General features: G+C 56.6%; 15 protein-coding genes. 9 read left to right on the forward strand and 6 right to left on the reverse strand.

The annotated features are described in order from the left end of the window. Nucleotides 1-41 precede the first annotated feature (41 nt). Nucleotides 42-644, reverse strand: coding sequence for a peroxiredoxin (locus RHM68_RS19690; protein WP_322218105.1), 603 nt, complete (start codon nt 642-644; stop codon nt 42-44). Nucleotides 645-948: 304 nt separating this feature from the next. Here RHM68_RS19690 and RHM68_RS19695 point away from each other — a divergent pair, with 304 nt between their 5' ends. Further along, nucleotides 949-1167 carry a bacterioferritin-associated ferredoxin gene (locus RHM68_RS19695; protein ID WP_322218108.1) on the forward strand — a complete coding sequence of 73 codons (219 nt, stop codon included), beginning with the start codon at nt 949-951 and terminating at the stop codon, nt 1165-1167. A gap of 199 nt (nt 1168-1366) precedes the next feature. Beyond that, nucleotides 1367-1840, forward strand: a complete 474-nt coding sequence (gene bfr, locus RHM68_RS19700; RefSeq protein WP_149657986.1) for a bacterioferritin — start codon at nt 1367-1369, stop codon at nt 1838-1840. Nucleotides 1841-1966: 126 nt separating this feature from the next. Here the strand turns inward: bfr and grxD are convergent, their stop codons facing one another. The 3 genes from grxD to RHM68_RS19715 all read right to left on the reverse strand — a co-directional run bounded on the left by grxD (nt 1967) and on the right by RHM68_RS19715 (nt 4933). Continuing rightward, nucleotides 1967-2305, reverse strand: coding sequence for a Grx4 family monothiol glutaredoxin (gene grxD / locus RHM68_RS19705; protein ID WP_322218112.1), 339 nt, complete (start codon nt 2303-2305; stop codon nt 1967-1969). A gap of 97 nt (nt 2306-2402) precedes the next feature. Beyond that, on the reverse strand, nt 2403-4508 hold the full coding sequence (locus RHM68_RS19710) for a molybdopterin oxidoreductase family protein (protein WP_322218115.1): 2106 nt from the start codon (nt 4506-4508) through the stop codon (nt 2403-2405). A gap of 134 nt (nt 4509-4642) precedes the next feature. Then, the gene (locus RHM68_RS19715) at nt 4643-4933 is read right to left on the reverse strand and encodes a hypothetical protein (RefSeq protein WP_322218118.1); all 291 of its coding nucleotides are present in this window, start codon (nt 4931-4933) and stop codon (nt 4643-4645) included. Between the two features lie 406 nt (nt 4934-5339). On the opposite strand from RHM68_RS19715, the gene argF reads away from it, so the two are divergent. Together argF and RHM68_RS19725 are read left to right on the forward strand one after the other, a co-directional pair. Continuing rightward, a complete protein-coding gene (gene argF / locus RHM68_RS19720; RefSeq protein WP_322218120.1) occupies nt 5340-6260 on the forward strand; it encodes an ornithine carbamoyltransferase in 921 nt (306 codons plus the stop codon). After that, nucleotides 6257-7366, forward strand: a complete 1110-nt coding sequence (locus RHM68_RS19725) for an ABC transporter ATP-binding protein (protein WP_322218123.1) — start codon at nt 6257-6259, stop codon at nt 7364-7366. The genes argF and RHM68_RS19725 overlap by 4 nt, the downstream gene beginning before the upstream one ends. Before the next feature lie 48 nt (nt 7367-7414). On the opposite strand, the gene RHM68_RS19730 is transcribed toward RHM68_RS19725, so the two are convergent. Then, nucleotides 7415-8197 (reverse strand): PhzF family phenazine biosynthesis protein, encoded by a 783-nt coding sequence (locus RHM68_RS19730; RefSeq protein ID WP_322218126.1) that lies wholly within the window; start codon nt 8195-8197, stop codon nt 7415-7417. Nucleotides 8198-8300: 103 nt separating this feature from the next. Further along, complete coding sequence (gene ybaK, locus RHM68_RS19735; protein ID WP_322218127.1) at nt 8301-8771, reverse strand: Cys-tRNA(Pro) deacylase; 471 nt, start codon at nt 8769-8771, stop codon at nt 8301-8303. A gap of 368 nt (nt 8772-9139) precedes the next feature. Between ybaK and RHM68_RS19740 the strand changes: the two genes are divergently transcribed. The 5 genes from RHM68_RS19740 (at nt 9140) to RHM68_RS19760 (ending at nt 15531) form a co-directional block, all read left to right on the forward strand. Then, entirely contained in the window at nt 9140-9991 is an 852-nt protein-coding gene (locus RHM68_RS19740; RefSeq protein WP_322218130.1) for an MIP/aquaporin family protein, read from the forward strand. Between the two features lie 75 nt (nt 9992-10066). Then, nucleotides 10067-11572 (forward strand): glycerol kinase GlpK, encoded by a 1506-nt coding sequence (gene glpK, locus RHM68_RS19745; protein WP_322218133.1) that lies wholly within the window; start codon nt 10067-10069, stop codon nt 11570-11572. A 95-nt stretch (nt 11573-11667) separates the two neighbouring features. Beyond that, complete coding sequence (locus RHM68_RS19750) at nt 11668-12423, forward strand: DeoR/GlpR family transcriptional regulator (protein ID WP_322218136.1); 756 nt, start codon at nt 11668-11670, stop codon at nt 12421-12423. A 292-nt stretch (nt 12424-12715) separates the two neighbouring features. Then, nucleotides 12716-14254 carry a glycerol-3-phosphate dehydrogenase gene (gene glpD, locus RHM68_RS19755; RefSeq protein WP_322218139.1) on the forward strand — a complete coding sequence of 513 codons (1539 nt, stop codon included), beginning with the start codon at nt 12716-12718 and terminating at the stop codon, nt 14252-14254. A gap of 362 nt (nt 14255-14616) precedes the next feature. Further along, a complete protein-coding gene (locus RHM68_RS19760) occupies nt 14617-15531 on the forward strand; it encodes a glutamate/aspartate ABC transporter substrate-binding protein (protein ID WP_322218142.1) in 915 nt (304 codons plus the stop codon). Nucleotides 15532-15647 lie beyond the last annotated feature (116 nt).

Here is a 15647-nt window from a genome sequence, read left to right on the forward strand (position 1 = left end):
CGGCCTCTCAGAGGCCGGTTTTTTTATGACGGCTGCGTGGCTTACAGCGCGCCAGCGTTTTCGGTCAGGTAGGCCGCAACACCTGCGGTCGAAGCGGTCATGCCTTTGTCGCCTTTTTTCCAGTTGGCAGGGCAAACTTCGCCGTGCTCTTCGTGGAATTGCAGGGCGTCGACCAGACGGATCAGCTCTTCCATGTTACGGCCCAGCGGCAGGTCGTTGATGATCTGCGAACGGACAACGCCTTTATCGTCGATCAGAAACGCACCACGGAAAGCCACGCCGCCTTCGGACTCAACGTCGTAGGCCTTGGCAATTTCGTGCTTCATGTCGGCAGCCATCGTGTAGCGAACCTGGCCGATACCGCCATTGTTCACCGGGGTGTTGCGCCAGGCATTGTGAGTGAAATGCGAGTCGATCGAAACAGCGATCACTTCAACGTTGCGTGCCTTGAAATCAGACATGCGGTTGTCCAGCGCGATCAGCTCGGACGGGCAAACGAAGGTGAAGTCCAGTGGATAGAAGAACACCAGGCCGTATTTGCCTTTGATAGCCGAGGACAGCGTGAAGCTGTCAACGATTTCGCCATTGCCGAGTACGGCCGGTACGGTGAAGTCAGGGGCTTGTTTGCCTACGAGTACGCTCATTGATATCTCCTGGTGTAATAACTTGAAAAACGACGTTCGCGCCAGCCTGCCATCCGCAGGCGACAGGCATGTGACACTAATCCGCGCCGAAAACGCCGAACATCATACACCGCACTTTTCGCCTGTCTTTAACGGTTTTCCGCCCCTGAGCAAAAACCGGCGCCACGGCTTTCGGCCCTGCGACCACCTAACGACAAACCGTTCGTCAGCCCTTACGAATGCTTTCTGAAACAACTTTGACAATCATTCTCGTTAACATTAAGATCCGTCCCAATTGAGTCACAACCAGCGACGGTTATCACTTATGTATGTCTGCCTCTGCACTGGCGTCACCGATGGTCAAATCCGCGATGCAATCTATGAAGGTTGCTGCAGCTATCGGGAAGTACGTCAGGCCACCGGCGTTGCCAGTCAATGCGGTAAATGTGCCTGCCTTGCCAAGGAAGTGGTTCGCGAAACCCTGACCACATTGCAAACCGCCCAGGCAGCCATACCTTTTCCAGCTGAATTTACGGCCGCTTAATCACCCTGTTTCAGAGAACCGGACTTGATGTCCGGTTTTTTTATGCCTGAAAATCAATTGCTTAGGCGCTAGACGCGGAACAAAAACATTCTTATTCAGATTAATTTTCATTTATTATTCAATAACTTAGGTTTGACACTTATAAATACGCAGCTCAGACTCTGCCTCATAGACAGTTAATAAAGGGCAGGACCCCATCATGAAAGGCGACATCACAGTCATCCAGCATCTCAACAAGATCCTTGCCAATGAACTGGTCGCGATCAATCAATACTTCCTGCATGCGCGCATGTATGAAGATTGGGGCCTGAACAAGCTCGGCAAACACGAATACAAAGAATCCATCGATGAGATGAAGCATGCGGATAAGCTGATCAAGCGCATCCTGTTCCTTGAAGGCCTGCCGAACGTCCAGGATTTGGGCAAGCTGCACATCGGTGAACACACCAAGGAAATGCTTGAGTGTGACCTGCGTATCGAACGCACCGGTCATGCCGATCTCAAAGTCGCGATTGCGCATTGCGAAACTGTCGGCGACTTCGGTAGTCGTGAACTGCTCGAAGATATCCTTGAGTCCGAAGAAGAACATATCGACTGGCTGGAAACCCAGCTCGGCCTGATCGATAAGGTAGGTCTTGAGAACTACCTGCAATCGCAGATGGGCGAAGAGTAAGTTAGCGCCCACTGAACGCTAGAGACTAAAAAGCCCAGCCCTCTTACGAGGAGCTGGGCTTTTTATTGCCCGGTGTCCCAGGCTCACCTGAATCTGAAATGGGGGCGGTTTCACCCCCACTTGGTATCAGGCTTCAGTCTTCGCAGCCGCCACTTCGACAGCGGCTTTGATCGTGGTCTGCAACGAACCGTCTGCCGCCATCTCAGTCATGATGTCGCTCCCACCGACCAGCTCACCACCCACCCACAATTGCGGGAAAGTTGGCCAGTTGGCGTATTTTGGCAAGTTGGCACGGATTTCCGGGTTCTGCAGGATGTCCACATAAGCGAACTTTTCACCACACGCCATCACGGCCTGAGCGGCCTTCGCCGAGAAGCCACACTGTGGGGCATTCGGCGAACCTTTCATGTAAAGCAGAATGGTGTTGTTGGCAATCTGCTCTTTAATCGTTTCGATGATATCCATGGAACACCTCGGCTGAACTTTCCGACTCAAAGGTCGGCACGGTGGCGCATTGTAACGGAAACCCGAACGCCATGCTCGGTCTCCCCGACAGACATCCTCACGCGGCAACTATCGTCACCGGGACACCGTTGAGCGCCGCATTGCCTGATAATTCGTCGAGCTGGCACTCATCGGTCAGGTCGTTGGCACTGGAGCCTGGCTGGCTGCAGGCAATCGTCATCTGCACCCCCGGTCGTGCATGACCCCAGCCGTGAGGCAAGCTGACCACCCCTTTCATCATGTCCAAGCTGCTCAATACCTCCACTTCGATTACCCCGACGCGCGAACTGACCCGCACCCGTTGCCCATCGCTAAGCCCGCGACTGGTCAGATCGTGCGGATGCATCAACAGTTGATGGCGCGGTTTGCCCTTCACCAGACGGTGGTAGTTGTGCATCCACGAGTTGTTGCTGCGCACATGACGACGGCCAATCATCAGCAGTTCGTCGGGGGCCGGCGCTTGCAACGTGGCGAAACGAGCCAGGTCGGCGAGGATCGCAGCCGGCGCTGCCTGAACGCGCTGATTAACGGTTTTCAGACGCGGTGCGAGGTTTGACTTAAGCGCTCCGAGGTCGATCCCGTGGGGGTGATCGAACAAAGTCGCCAGTGACAGTTTGTGCGCCGACGCATCGCCGTAAAGGCCCATGCGCAAACCTCGATCGATCATCTGCGCCGGGGCAATGGTCGGTTTCAGCGCGCTGCCGTTTTTTGCTGCAAACGCTTCAGCCAGCCCGACAAAAATTTCCCAGTCATGCAAAGCACCTTCGGGCTTGGCCAGGATCGCTCGATTGAAACGCGTGACGTTACGCACTGCAAACATGTTGAACGTGGTGTCGTAGTGATCATTTTCCAGGGCCGACGTAGACGGCAGTATCAGGTCCGCATAACGCGTGGTTTCGTTGATGTACAAGTCGATGCTGAGCATGAACTCCAAGCCGTCCAATGCCTGTTCCAACTGCCGACCGTTAGGCGTGGACAGCACCGGGTTGCCTGCCACAGTGATCAACGCACGAACCTGCCCCTGCCCCTCGGTGAGCATTTCTTCCGCGAGAGCCGACACGGGCAATTCGCCGCCATACTCCGGACGCCCGGAGACCCGGCTCTGCCACATGTTGAAATGCCCACCGGAAGTCGACGCCACCAGATCCACTGCCGGCTCGGTACACAGCGCACCGCCGACACGGTCGAGGTTGGCCGTGACCAGATTGATCAGTTGCACCAACCAATGACACAAGGTCCCGAAGGCTTGGGTCGAGACGCCCATTCGGCCGTAGCAAACCGCCGTCGGGGCGGCGGCGAAGTCCCGGGCCAGCTGACGAATCTGTTCGGCCGGAACGCTACACAGTGGGCTCATGGTCTCTGCGGTGAAACTCGCAACAGCCTCACGCACCTCGTCCAGGCCGTCCACCGGCAAATGGCTGTCGCGTGTCAGGCCTTCGGCAAACAACGTATTGAGCAGCCCAAACAGCAGCGCGGCATCGCCACCCGGACGCACGAACAGGTGCTGATCAGCAATCGCCGCCGTTTCACTACGACGCGGATCGACCACCACCACTTTTCCGCCCCGCGCCTGAATCGCCTTCAGGCGCTTTTCCACATCCGGCACGGTCATGATGCTGCCGTTGGACGCCAATGGATTGCCACCCAGGATCAGCATGAAGTCAGTGTGATCAATGTCCGGAATAGGCAGCAGCAAACCATGGCCGTACATCAGATGACTGGTCAGGTGATGGGGTAACTGATCGACCGAGGTCGCGGAAAACCGGTTACGGGTTTTCAGCAAGCCAAGAAAATAATTACTGTGGGTCATCAACCCATAGTTATGCACACTGGGGTTACCCTGATACACCGCCACCGCGTTCTGCCCGTGACGCTCCTGAATTGCCGTCAGGCGTTCGGCGACAAGATTGAACGCCTCTTCCCACTCGATGGGCTGCCACTCACTGCCAACTCGCCGCATCGGCTGATGCAGACGATCCGGGTCGTTCTGGATATCCTGGAGTGCCACCGCTTTGGGGCATATGTGCCCACGACTGAACGTATCCAACGGATCACCCTTGATCGAGGTGATCTGCACGCCGCCATCCACCTCGGTGGTTTCGATCGTCAGACCGCAAATGGCTTCACACAGGTGGCAGGCACGGTGATGGAGAGTCTTGGTCATGGCCAGTCTCTGTTTTGTTCTGGGCGGACAACATCGACCGCGGGAGCAAAACTATGGCGCTTGCACCGCTGCCGCACCAGCGACGTTTGTCTTGTGAATCGGCGGCTATCAGGCCAGTCGATGACCGCAAGGGATCACTTCAACGGCAACCCGGGTGGCGCCTGCAACTGAATTTCCTGAATTGTTTCGATCTGTTCGTGACCAACATGCACACCCGTGAGCTCACCGATCAGCCGCCAGTGCTCGTCAAGCCCGGTGCTGATAGTTGCCATACGGTCAATCATCCGACGTCCCGCGGCCTTGGTTACTTCGTCATTACTGCGTAACAACTCGAAGGACATCGACGTCATGGAGGCGGTGAGGTGGGTCAGAGAGCGGGCGGTGAGACCCAGTAACTCCATTAACTGCTGTTCTTTCGATTCCATTCCGAAGGTTTCCTGCGTCGCGTGTGAGCTATTTATAACTCAGCACTATGCATTAGCAAATGTTTCAAGCCATACACATTTCCATCCATGACCTGAAAATTACAGGTCAGAAACCGACGACCACTGTGCCAACCCCGGCCGGCTTAATTGCAAAGCCGCGTGAGCCCAGTGTACAAATGACGGGCGGCAGTCAGGAAACAGGCATAAAAAGCGCTACTGCGGTTACTCCGTAGCCCGTCCGAATCCCCTAAACACCGTAGCCTATTGGTAAGACGCGACATTTAATTATAAGATCGCGCCTTCCCCTATTTCGTCGCCCCGTGCGGCTTACGCCGCAGGTCTCGCCCGTTTTTCAGTTAAACAAGGCTTTGAGTATCTGCGGTCTGTTGCAAAAAGGTAGTCAATGATGAGCGCAAGGCACTTTCTCTCCCTGATGGATTGCACGCCCGAAGAGCTGGTCAGCGTGATCCGTCGAGGCGTTGAGCTCAAGGACCTGCGTAACCGCGGCGTACTGTTCGAGCCTCTGAAAAACCGCGTCCTGGGGATGATTTTCGAGAAGTCTTCGACGCGCACCCGTATCTCGTTCGAAGCCGGCATGATCCAACTCGGAGGCCAAGCAATTTTCCTGTCGCCCCGTGACACTCAACTGGGCCGTGGCGAGCCTATCGGCGACTGCGCCATCGTCATGTCGAGCATGCTCGATGCGGTGATGATTCGTACCTTTGCCCACAGCACGCTGACCGAATTCGCCGCCAACTCTCGCGTACCGGTTATCAACGGTCTCTCTGACGACCTGCACCCGTGCCAATTACTGGCCGATATGCAAACCTTCCTTGAGCATCGCGGTTCCATTCAGGGCAAGACCGTGGCCTGGATCGGCGACGGCAACAACATGTGCAACAGCTATATAGAGGCTGCGATTCAGTTCGACTTCCAGTTGCGCATCGCCTGCCCTGAAGGTTACGAGCCAAACCCGGAATTCGTGGCCAAGGCCGGCGATCGCGTAATCATCGTCCGCGATCCTCAGGATGCCGTGCGCGGCGCCCATCTGGTGAGCACCGACGTTTGGACCTCCATGGGCCAGGAAGAAGAAACCACCAAGCGCCTGAAGCTTTTCGCACCGTTTCAGGTCAACCGCGCGCTGCTCGACCTGGCCGCCCCCGACGTGTTGTTCATGCACTGCCTACCGGCTCACCGCGGCGAAGAAATCAGTGTCGACTTGCTGGACGACCCCCGTTCGGTCGCCTGGGACCAGGCTGAGAACCGTCTGCACGCGCAGAAGGCTCTGCTTGAGTTTCTCGTGACGCCGGCCTATCACCACGCATGACCCAGCCATTACTGCTTAGCCTGCGTAACCTCGCGTGCGGCTATCAAGACCAGCGGGTCGTGCAGAACCTGAACCTGCACTTGAATGCTGGCGACATCGGTTGCCTGTTGGGCTCTTCAGGCTGCGGCAAGACCACCACCCTGCGAGCCATCGCCGGTTTCGAACCGGTGCATGAAGGTGAAATCCAACTAGCGGGCGAGACAATCTCCAGCGCTGGCTTCACCCTGGCGCCTGAGAAACGCCGCATCGGCATGGTGTTTCAGGATTACGCGCTGTTTCCACATTTGAGCGTGGCCGAGAACATCGCCTTCGGGATCCGTAGGCACCCGCAAAAGGATCGAGTTACCGAAGAGCTTCTGGAACTGGTCAACCTGAAAAACCTCGGCAAACGTTTTCCCCATGAACTGTCCGGCGGCCAGCAGCAGCGCGTTGCTTTGGCCCGCGCCTTGGCGCCGGAACCGCAACTGCTACTGCTCGATGAGCCGTTCTCCAACCTTGATGGGGAGCTGCGGCGCAAGCTCAGCCACGAAGTGCGCGACATTCTCAAGGCCCGTGGCATCAGTGCCATTCTGGTCACTCACGATCAGGAAGAAGCCTTCGCCGTCAGCGACCACGTTGGTGTTTTCAAGGAAGGACGGCTGGAGCAGTGGGACACGCCCTACAACCTGTATCACGAGCCGCAGACCCCCTTTGTCGCCAGTTTTATCGGCCAGGGTTACTTCATTCGCGGCCAGTTGAGCAGCCCGGAATCGGTGCAGACCGAATTAGGTGAACTACGCGGTAATCGTGCTTATACCTGGCCGATTGGCGGCGCCGTGGATGTGTTGTTGCGTCCGGACGATATCGTTTACGCACCGGACAGCGCCCTGTTGGCGAGAATCGTCGGCAAGACGTTCCTCGGTGCCTCGACCTTATACCGCTTGCAATTGCCGACCGGCGCGCAGCTTGAGTCAATTTTCCCAAGCCATGCCGACCATCAGGTCGGCGCACAAGTCGGTATTCGTGTGGCCGCCGAACATCTGGTGTTGTTTCAAGCGTCCGGCAGCTTCGCGGCGCATATTGCGCTCGCCGAATCCGGCGTTCGGCGTTACAGCACCACTCACTAACGCAGATTAAAGGGGGAGCGAGTAGGCTCGCGCCCCTTTAGGCTTGAGTTAACCAAGCATCAACGTTCCGCTCGCAACAAGCGTCGCCTTCCCACCAATTTTTACTCGATCCCCTTCCAGACGGCAGAACAACTCCCCTCCCCGCGCAGAACGCTGATAAGCGGTCAAGCTCGACTTGCCCAGTCGCTTGGACCAATACGGAATGAGGCTGCAATGGGCCGACCCGGTCACGGGGTCTTCGTTGAGGCCAACCGCCGGCGCAAAATAGCGGGAGACGAAGTCATGCGACGTACCTTTGGCAGTGACGATCGCCCCAGGCCAAGGCAGTTTCGCCAATGCAACCATATCCGGTTGGCAATCGAGTACAGCTTGCTCGGACTCCAGCACCACAAACAGCTTATGGGCGCCCAGCACCTCAACTGCTTTAACACCCAGGACTCGCTCGATGTTCTGGGTGTCAGCGACCGCCGTCGGCATCAGCGTCGGGAAGTCCAGCCACAACCGCTCACCCTCTCGACTAACACTCAGCGGGCCGGATTTGCTGATGAAATCCAGGCGCTCGACCGGCTCTTTATAGAGGTCAAACAACACGTAAGCACTGGCCAGAGTCGCGTGACCGCACAACGCAACTTCGGTCACGGGCGTAAACCAGCGAATGTGCCAACCCATTCCTTCGCGCACCACAAAGGCCGTTTCGGAAAGGTTGTGTTCGGCGGCGATCTTTTGCATCAACTCATCGGCAAGCCAGGCATCAAGACGATAGACCATCGCCGGATTGCCACTGAACGGCCGCTCACTGAACGCATCGACCTGATAGAACTCAAGCTGCATAACCTTCTCCCTAATGTCAGGTCACCGAGCTTGAAGCTGTCGACAAACGCGCACCAGTGACAGAGCAGCCAAATTTCAACCATACAGAAGCGGTTAATAAGCCTCAGGCCCGACCGATGTCGGCGAACGTCGCCTGGGTGTGTTCAGCCAGCACCGAGGGTGCCAGTTCGACTTCCAGGCCGCGGCGACCGGCGCTGACAAAAATCCGGGCGAAGGCGTGGGCCGACGTATGGATAAATGTACGCAAACGCTTCTTTTGCCCCAGCGGGCTAATCCCGCCCAGCAGATACCCGGTGGATCGCTGGGCAGCGGCGGGATCCGCCATTTCGACTTTTTTGACCCCTGCCGCATGCGCAAGAGCCTTCAAGTCGAGAGTTCCGACGACCGGCACCACCGCGACCAGCAATTCCCCCTTCTCACTGGCCACCAACAGCGTCTTGAATACCTGCGCCGGATTCAATCCCAGCTTTTCCGCTGCCTCCAATCCGTAGGAAGCTGCCTTCGGATCATGTTCGTAACTATGCACGTGATGTTCGGCACGAACTTTTTTCAACAAATCCAATGCGGGGGTCATGGCAGCTCCAAGCTGGGCAGCGGAAGAACAACATTGCGCAGGATTCTAGGTCATCGGCCGAGAAAAGGCTCTATAACGGCCTTTTTTCGAAGGCCGAGGCCGCTTTTTTGTGTTGTCCGAACCCAGCCGGCAGAGTTCATCGCGCGAACATTCACCGGGTCAATAGATAATTTATGACCAATGGTTCACTTTCGACCTTTGACAGCAGTGTTTCTTGTCTATATTTTTTCGAATCTGAATACTGTACGAATGTAATATTGCAGCACCCGGCAGTAAGCCAAGAACAGGATGGGGATTCTGCCTTGGTGAAAATCACGCTTTGCCCTCGACGACAAAGCGCCAGACAACAACAAAAAACGAGGTTTTCAATGACAACTGCTATGAAACAACCAACGCTCTCGAGCCAATGCATGGCCGAGTTTCTGGGTACTGCATTGCTAATTTTCTTCGGCACGGGTTGTGTTGCTGCGCTCAAGGTAGCGGGCGCAAGCTTCGGCTTGTGGGAAATCAGCATCATCTGGGGGGTAGGCGTCAGCATGGCGATCTACCTGACTGCCGGAGTTTCCGGGGCTCATCTCAATCCTGCCGTCAGCATCGCTCTGAGCCTTTTCGCCGACTTCGAAAAACGCAAACTGCCGTTCTATATTTTCTCGCAAGTGGCTGGCGCCTTCTGTGGCGCGCTGTTGGTCTACACGCTTTACAGCAACTTGTTCTTCGATTTCGAACAAACTCACCATATGGTTCGTGGCACGCAGGCAAGCCTTGAGCTGGCGTCGGTATTCTCGACGTTCCCCAACCCTGCGTTGTCCACCGCCCAGGCGTTCCTGGTTGAAGTGATCATCACCGCCATTCTGATGGGCGTGATCATGTCCCTGACCGACGACAACAACGGCCTGCCAAAAGGGCCGCTGGCGCCCCTGCTGATCGGCCTGTTGATTGCGGTGATCGGCAGTTCCATGGGCCCACTGACCGGTTTCGCGATGAACCCGGCGCGCGACTTCGGTCCTAAACTGATGACGTTCTTCACCGGTTGGGGTCAAATTTCCTTCACCGGTGGGCGTGACATTCCGTACTTCCTGATTCCGATTTTCGCGCCGATTGTCGGTGCCTGCCTCGGTGCTATCGCTTATCGCGGGCTGATTGCCCGTCATTTGCCAGGCACCGAACCTGCTGCACAGGACGTTACAGCGGCCATTGACGGCAAACCAAAAGTTTCTTGAAAGCACGGGTGCGTGACCCTGCCTATTTGAGCGCGCGCCTGACCTCACTTCCTTATTTCGTTCAAGGCAATCGACATGACCGACATTCAGAATAAGAACTACATCATTGCCCTAGACCAGGGTACGACCAGCTCCCGCGCGATCATTTTCGACCGCGATGCAAACGTGGTCTGCACCGCCCAGCGCGAATTCGCTCAGCACTACCCGCAAGCCGGCTGGGTCGAACATGACCCGATGGAAATCTTCGCGACCCAGAGCGCTGTGATGGTAGAAGCGCTGGCTCAAGCCGGCCTGCATCATGACCAAGTCGCCGCCATCGGCATCACCAACCAACGTGAAACCACTGTCGTCTGGGACAAGACCACCGGACGCCCGATCTACAACGCGATTGTCTGGCAGTGCCGCCGCAGCACAGAGATCTGCCAGCAGCTCAAACGCGACGGCCACGAGCAGTACATCAGTGACACCACAGGCCTGGTGACAGACCCGTACTTCTCCGGCACCAAACTCAAGTGGATTCTCGACCACGTCGAAGGCAGCCGCGAGCGCGCCCGCAGCGGTGAGCTTCTGTTCGGCACCATCGACAGCTGGTTGATCTGGAAATTTACCGGCGGCAAGGTCCACGTCACCGACTACACCAACGCCTCGCGCACCATGCTCTTCAACATCCACACGCTGGAGTGGGACGCGAAGATGCTGGACGTGCTGGATATCCCGCGCGAAATGCTGCCGGAAGTAAAATCGTCCTCCGAGATCTACGGCCACACCAAAAGCGGCATCGCCATCGGCGGTATTGCCGGTGACCAGCAGGCAGCGCTATTCGGCCAAATGTGCGTCGAGCCCGGCCAGGCAAAAAATACCTACGGCACCGGTTGCTTCCTGCTGATGAACACCGGCGATAAAGCCGTGAAATCCAAGCACGGCATGCTGACCACTATCGCTTGCGGCCCACGTGGCGAAGTGGCCTACGCCCTCGAAGGCGCGGTATTCAATGGTGGCTCGACTGTCCAGTGGCTGCGTGACGAACTGAAGATCATCGCCGATGCCACCGACACCGAATACTTCGCCAGCAAGGTCAAGGACAGCAACGGCGTGTACCTGGTGCCAGCCTTCACCGGTCTGGGCGCGCCGTATTGGGACCCGTATGCCCGTGGCGCCCTGTTCGGTTTGACCCGAGGCGTGCGCGTCGATCACATCATTCGTGCAGCGCTCGAATCGATCGCCTACCAGACCCGCGACGTACTCGATGCCATGCAACAGGACTCCGGCGAACGCCTCAAAGCTTTGCGTGTTGATGGCGGGGCGGTGGCCAACAACTTCCTGATGCAATTCCAGGCCGACATCCTCGGCACACAGGTGGAGCGTCCGCAAATGCGCGAAACCACGGCACTCGGCGCGGCTTACCTGGCCGGCTTGGCCTGCGGCTTCTGGAGCAGCCTGGACGAACTGCGTGGCAAAGCAGTGATCGAGCGTGAATTCGAACCGGCGCTGGACGAAACCTCGAAAGAAAAACTTTACGCTGGCTGGAAAAAAGCCGTCAGCCGCACCCGCGATTGGGAACCGCACGAAGGGGCTGAATAAGCCAAGAACCGGACTCACATCCGGTTCTAACTGGTAGGGAGCAGATTCGTGCGGCATCATGGGCAAATTTTGTACGGCAGCCCAAAGGAAGCCCCATGAATCTGCCTCCCCGTCAGCAGCAAATCCTCGAACTGGTCCGCGAACGCGGCTATGTCAGCATCGAGGAAATGGCTCAGCTGTTCGTCGTGACACCGCAAACCATCCGCCGCGATATCAATCAATTGGCGGAATCCAATTTGTTGCGCCGCTATCACGGCGGCGCAGCCTACGATTCAAGCGTTGAAAACACCGCCTACGCGATGCGTGCCGATCAAATGCGCGATGAAAAACAGCGCATTGGTGAAGCCATCGCCGCACAGATCCCAGACCACGCCTCGCTGTTCATCAACATCGGCACGACTACCGAATCCATCGCGCGGGCGCTGCTCAACCACAACCATCTGAAAATCATCACCAACAACCTGCACGTAGCGTCAATGCTCAGCGCCAAGGACGACTTCGATGTTCTGCTGACGGGCGGCAACGTTCGTCGTGACGGCGGCGTGGTAGGCCAGGCAAGTGTTGATTTCATTAACCAGTTCAAAGTCGATTTCGCCCTGGTCGGCATCAGCGGCATCGATGAAGACGGCAGCCTGCTGGACTTCGATTACCAAGAAGTGCGGGTCTCCCAGGCGATCATCGCCAACGCCAGAAAAGTAATCCTGGCGGCTGACTCCAGCAAATTTGGGCGTAATGCCATGATTCGTCTGGGCCCCATTAGCCTGATCGACTGCCTGGTCACCGACCAGCAACCGGTGCCAGCACTCGCGCAGCTGCTAAGCCAGCACAAGATTCGGCTCGAAGTCGTTTAATCCCTCGCCTCTTCGCGGACAGTACCGACGCCTTCGCGAACAGGCGCTCGCCCCACGTTCAGCGTCCCCTTTGGGGGAGTGAGCCTGCTCGCGAAGTCGATCGATGTCCTCTCTCCTTTTTGCGCTCTACTGCGTTTTAAAATGTTCGTAAATTTTCCTTTTGTGGCCCTTCGATCAGTAATTTCAATCGAAGCTGACTGGCTGCACGCGTCTTTATGGGTTATTATTTTCGTAAATGAACATTAATGTTCGAATTCAAATACCGAAAATCATAAAAGATCGAGGCCAGCCGATGCTCACTTCTACCTTGCCTACGCCCCCTCTCGCCGAGGTCTACGATATCGCCGTCATCGGCGGTGGGATCAATGGCGTAGGGATCGCAGCGGATGCCGCCGGTCGCGGTCTTTCAGTGTTCCTTTGCGAAAAAGACGACCTGGCCAGCCACACCTCTTCGGCCAGCAGTAAGCTGATCCACGGCGGTCTGCGCTACCTCGAACATTATGAGTTTCGCTTGGTACGCGAAGCGTTGGCCGAGCGCGAAGTGCTGCTGGCCAAGGCGCCACACATCGTCAAGCAGATGCGCTTCGTACTGCCTCACCGGCCGCACTTGCGTCCAGCATGGATGATTCGGGCGGGCCTGTTCCTCTATGACAATCTGGGCAAGCGCGAACAACTGGAAGGCTCGAAAAGCCTGAAGTTCGGTCCCGACAGCGTCCTGAAAAGCGAAATCACCAAGGGCTTCGAATATTCCGATTGCTGGGTCGATGACGCACGCCTGGTGGTGTTGAACGCTATGGCTGCCCGCGAAAAGGGTGCGCACATTCACACCCAGACGCGTTGCGTCAGCGCCCGTCGCAGTAAAGGCTTGTGGGAGCTGCAGCTCCAGCGTGCCGATGGCAGTCTGTTTTCCATTCGCGCCAAGGGGTTGGTCAACGCGGCAGGGCCGTGGGTCGCCAAGTTTATTCGTGATGACCTGAAGATGGATTCGCCTTACGGCATTCGCCTGATCCAGGGCAGCCACCTCATCGTGCCAAAACTGTACGAAGGCGAGCACGCGCACATTCTGCAAAATGAAGATCAGCGCATTGTGTTCACGATTCCGTACCTGAACCACTTCACCCTGATCGGCACGACCGACCGCGAGTACACCGGTGATCCGGCCAAAGTGGCAATCACCGAAGGCGAAACTGACTACATGCTTAACGTCGTCAACGCCCACTTTAAGAAGCAAGTGTTGCGCGACGATATCGTGCATAGCTATTCCGGGGTTCGCCCTCTGTGCAACGACGAGTCCGACAACCCGTCCGCTGTGACCCGCGACTACACCCTGGCACTCTCTGGCAGTGGCGAAGAAGCCCCGCTGCTGTCGGTGTTCGGCGGCAAGCTGACCACCTACCGCAAATTGGCCGAGTCGGCGCTGGCGCAACTGGCACCGTACTTCACGCACATCAAGCCAAGCTGGACCGCTAACGCGACCCTTCCAGGCGGCGAAGACATGACCACGCCACAAGCGCTGGCTTCGTTGATCCGCGACAAGTTCGACTGGGTGCCCACCGAGATCGCTCGCCGCTGGTCCACCAGTTACGGCAGCCGCACCTGGCGCATGCTGGAAGGCGTACAGAGCCTCAATGACCTCGGCGAACACATCGGCGGCGGTCTCTACACCCGTGAAGTCGACTACCTGTGTGGCGAAGAGTGGGCAACCACAGCACACGACATCCTGTGGCGCCGTAGCAAGCTCGGGTTATTCACCACCGAGGCTGAGCAGCAGAAATTGGCGGATTACCTGAACAAGGTCGAACAGAACCGCAGCAAGATCGAAGCGGCCTGATATCGAGTCTGGTTAAACCAAAGCCCCTGAATCTAACGATTCAGGGGCTTTTTGCGTCTTGGCGCGCGCCACATACCGGCTGTAACAGCGAGATCCCTCAGATGGCGCATTCGGTTTTCCGAACACGCACCGTCATTCGATTCGGATTCCCGGATAACCGGAGTAAAAAAGCACGACTAAAAATATTTATTTTACTTATAAATCAATAGGTTGCTTCTAACCTCCCAGTCTGGCATGACTCATGCTCTACACTCTGGGACGAATGTACTGTCGTGCCCACATCTCAGGAGCCGCCAGGCATTCGAAGCACAAAAGGGCCGACAAACTGGCTCCATAAAAAAAACAATGTCGAGGAAAATTTGATGCGCATCGTTCCCCACATCCTGGGCGCAGCCGTTGCTGCTGCTCTGATTAGCACGCCAGTTTTCGCCGCCGAACTCACCGGCACTTTGAAGAAAATCAAAGACAACGGTTTTATCACCCTCGGCCATCGTGACGCGTCCATCCCGTTTTCCTACATTGCGGACGCTTCCGGCAAACCAGTCGGCTACTCCCACGATATCCAGTTGAAAATCGTCGAAGCCATCAAAAAAGATCTCGACATGCCCAACCTCCAGGTCAAGTACAACCTGGTGACCTCGCAAACCCGTATTCCACTGGTGCAGAACGGCACCGTGGACGTCGAATGCGGCTCCACGACCAACAACGTAGAACGTCAGCAGCAAGTTGACTTCTCGGTTGGTATCTTCGAAATCGGCACTAAATTGCTGTCGAAGAAAGACTCCACCTACAAAGACTTCGCAGACCTCAAAGGCAAGAACGTCGTGACCACCGCCGGCACCACGTCGGAGCGCATCCTCAAGTCGATGAACGCCGACAAACAAATGGGCATGAACGTCATCTCCGCCAAAGACCACGGCGAGTCCTTCCAGATGCTGGAATCGGGCCGAGCTGTTGCCTTCATGATGGACGACGCCTTGCTGGCGGGTGAAATGGCCAAGGCCAAGAAGCCGACCGACTGGGCCGTGACCGGTACTCCACAGTCCTACGAAATCTACGGCTGCATGGTCCGCAAAGGCGACGAGCCGTTCAAGAAAGCGGTGGACGACGCCATCGTCGCTACCTACAAATCCGGCGAGATCAACAAGATCTTCGAAAAATGGTTCATGCAGCCAATCCCGCCAAAAGGCCTGAACCTGATGTTCCCGATGAGCGAAGAGCTCAAGGCCCTGATCGCCAACCCGACCGACAAAGCGGCTGACGAAAAGAAATCCTGATTTCTGACTCACTGACTTCCTGAGGGGCGAATACCTGCCCTTCAGGAAGTTGTCATTCCCTGCTGGAATTTTTGGAAACACTCGAACGGGTTGTTGTCGAGCCGATCGCGTGTGCC

This window comes from Pseudomonas sp. DC1.2, from assembly GCF_034351645.1.
Lineage (GTDB): Bacteria > Pseudomonadota > Gammaproteobacteria > Pseudomonadales > Pseudomonadaceae > Aquipseudomonas.

Bases quoted from the DNA above. Each gene is read 5' to 3' on its own strand.
- ybaK (WP_322218127.1), bottom strand. From the start codon at position 8,771: ATGACCCCCGCATTGGATTTGTTGAAAAAAGTTCGTGCCGAACATCAC.
- RHM68_RS19740 (WP_322218130.1), top strand. From the start codon at position 9,140: ATGACAACTGCTATGAAACAACCAACGCTCTCGAGCCAATGCATGGCC.
- glpK (WP_322218133.1), top strand. From the start codon at position 10,067: ATGACCGACATTCAGAATAAGAACTACATCATTGCCCTAGACCAGGGT.
- argF (WP_322218120.1), top strand. From the start codon at position 5,340: ATGAGCGCAAGGCACTTTCTCTCCCTGATGGATTGCACGCCCGAAGAG.
- glpD (WP_322218139.1), top strand. From the start codon at position 12,716: ATGCTCACTTCTACCTTGCCTACGCCCCCTCTCGCCGAGGTCTACGAT.
- grxD (WP_322218112.1), bottom strand. From the start codon at position 2,305: ATGGATATCATCGAAACGATTAAAGAGCAGATTGCCAACAACACCATT.
- RHM68_RS19730 (WP_322218126.1), bottom strand. From the start codon at position 8,197: ATGCAGCTTGAGTTCTATCAGGTCGATGCGTTCAGTGAGCGGCCGTTC.
- RHM68_RS19760 (WP_322218142.1), top strand. From the start codon at position 14,617: ATGCGCATCGTTCCCCACATCCTGGGCGCAGCCGTTGCTGCTGCTCTG.
- RHM68_RS19725 (WP_322218123.1), top strand. From the start codon at position 6,257: ATGACCCAGCCATTACTGCTTAGCCTGCGTAACCTCGCGTGCGGCTAT.
- RHM68_RS19690 (WP_322218105.1), bottom strand. From the start codon at position 644: ATGAGCGTACTCGTAGGCAAACAAGCCCCTGACTTCACCGTACCGGCC.
- RHM68_RS19750 (WP_322218136.1), top strand. From the start codon at position 11,668: ATGAATCTGCCTCCCCGTCAGCAGCAAATCCTCGAACTGGTCCGCGAA.
- bfr (WP_149657986.1), top strand. From the start codon at position 1,367: ATGAAAGGCGACATCACAGTCATCCAGCATCTCAACAAGATCCTTGCC.
- RHM68_RS19710 (WP_322218115.1), bottom strand. From the start codon at position 4,508: ATGACCAAGACTCTCCATCACCGTGCCTGCCACCTGTGTGAAGCCATT.
- RHM68_RS19695 (WP_322218108.1), top strand. From the start codon at position 949: ATGTATGTCTGCCTCTGCACTGGCGTCACCGATGGTCAAATCCGCGAT.
- RHM68_RS19715 (WP_322218118.1), bottom strand. From the start codon at position 4,933: ATGGAATCGAAAGAACAGCAGTTAATGGAGTTACTGGGTCTCACCGCC.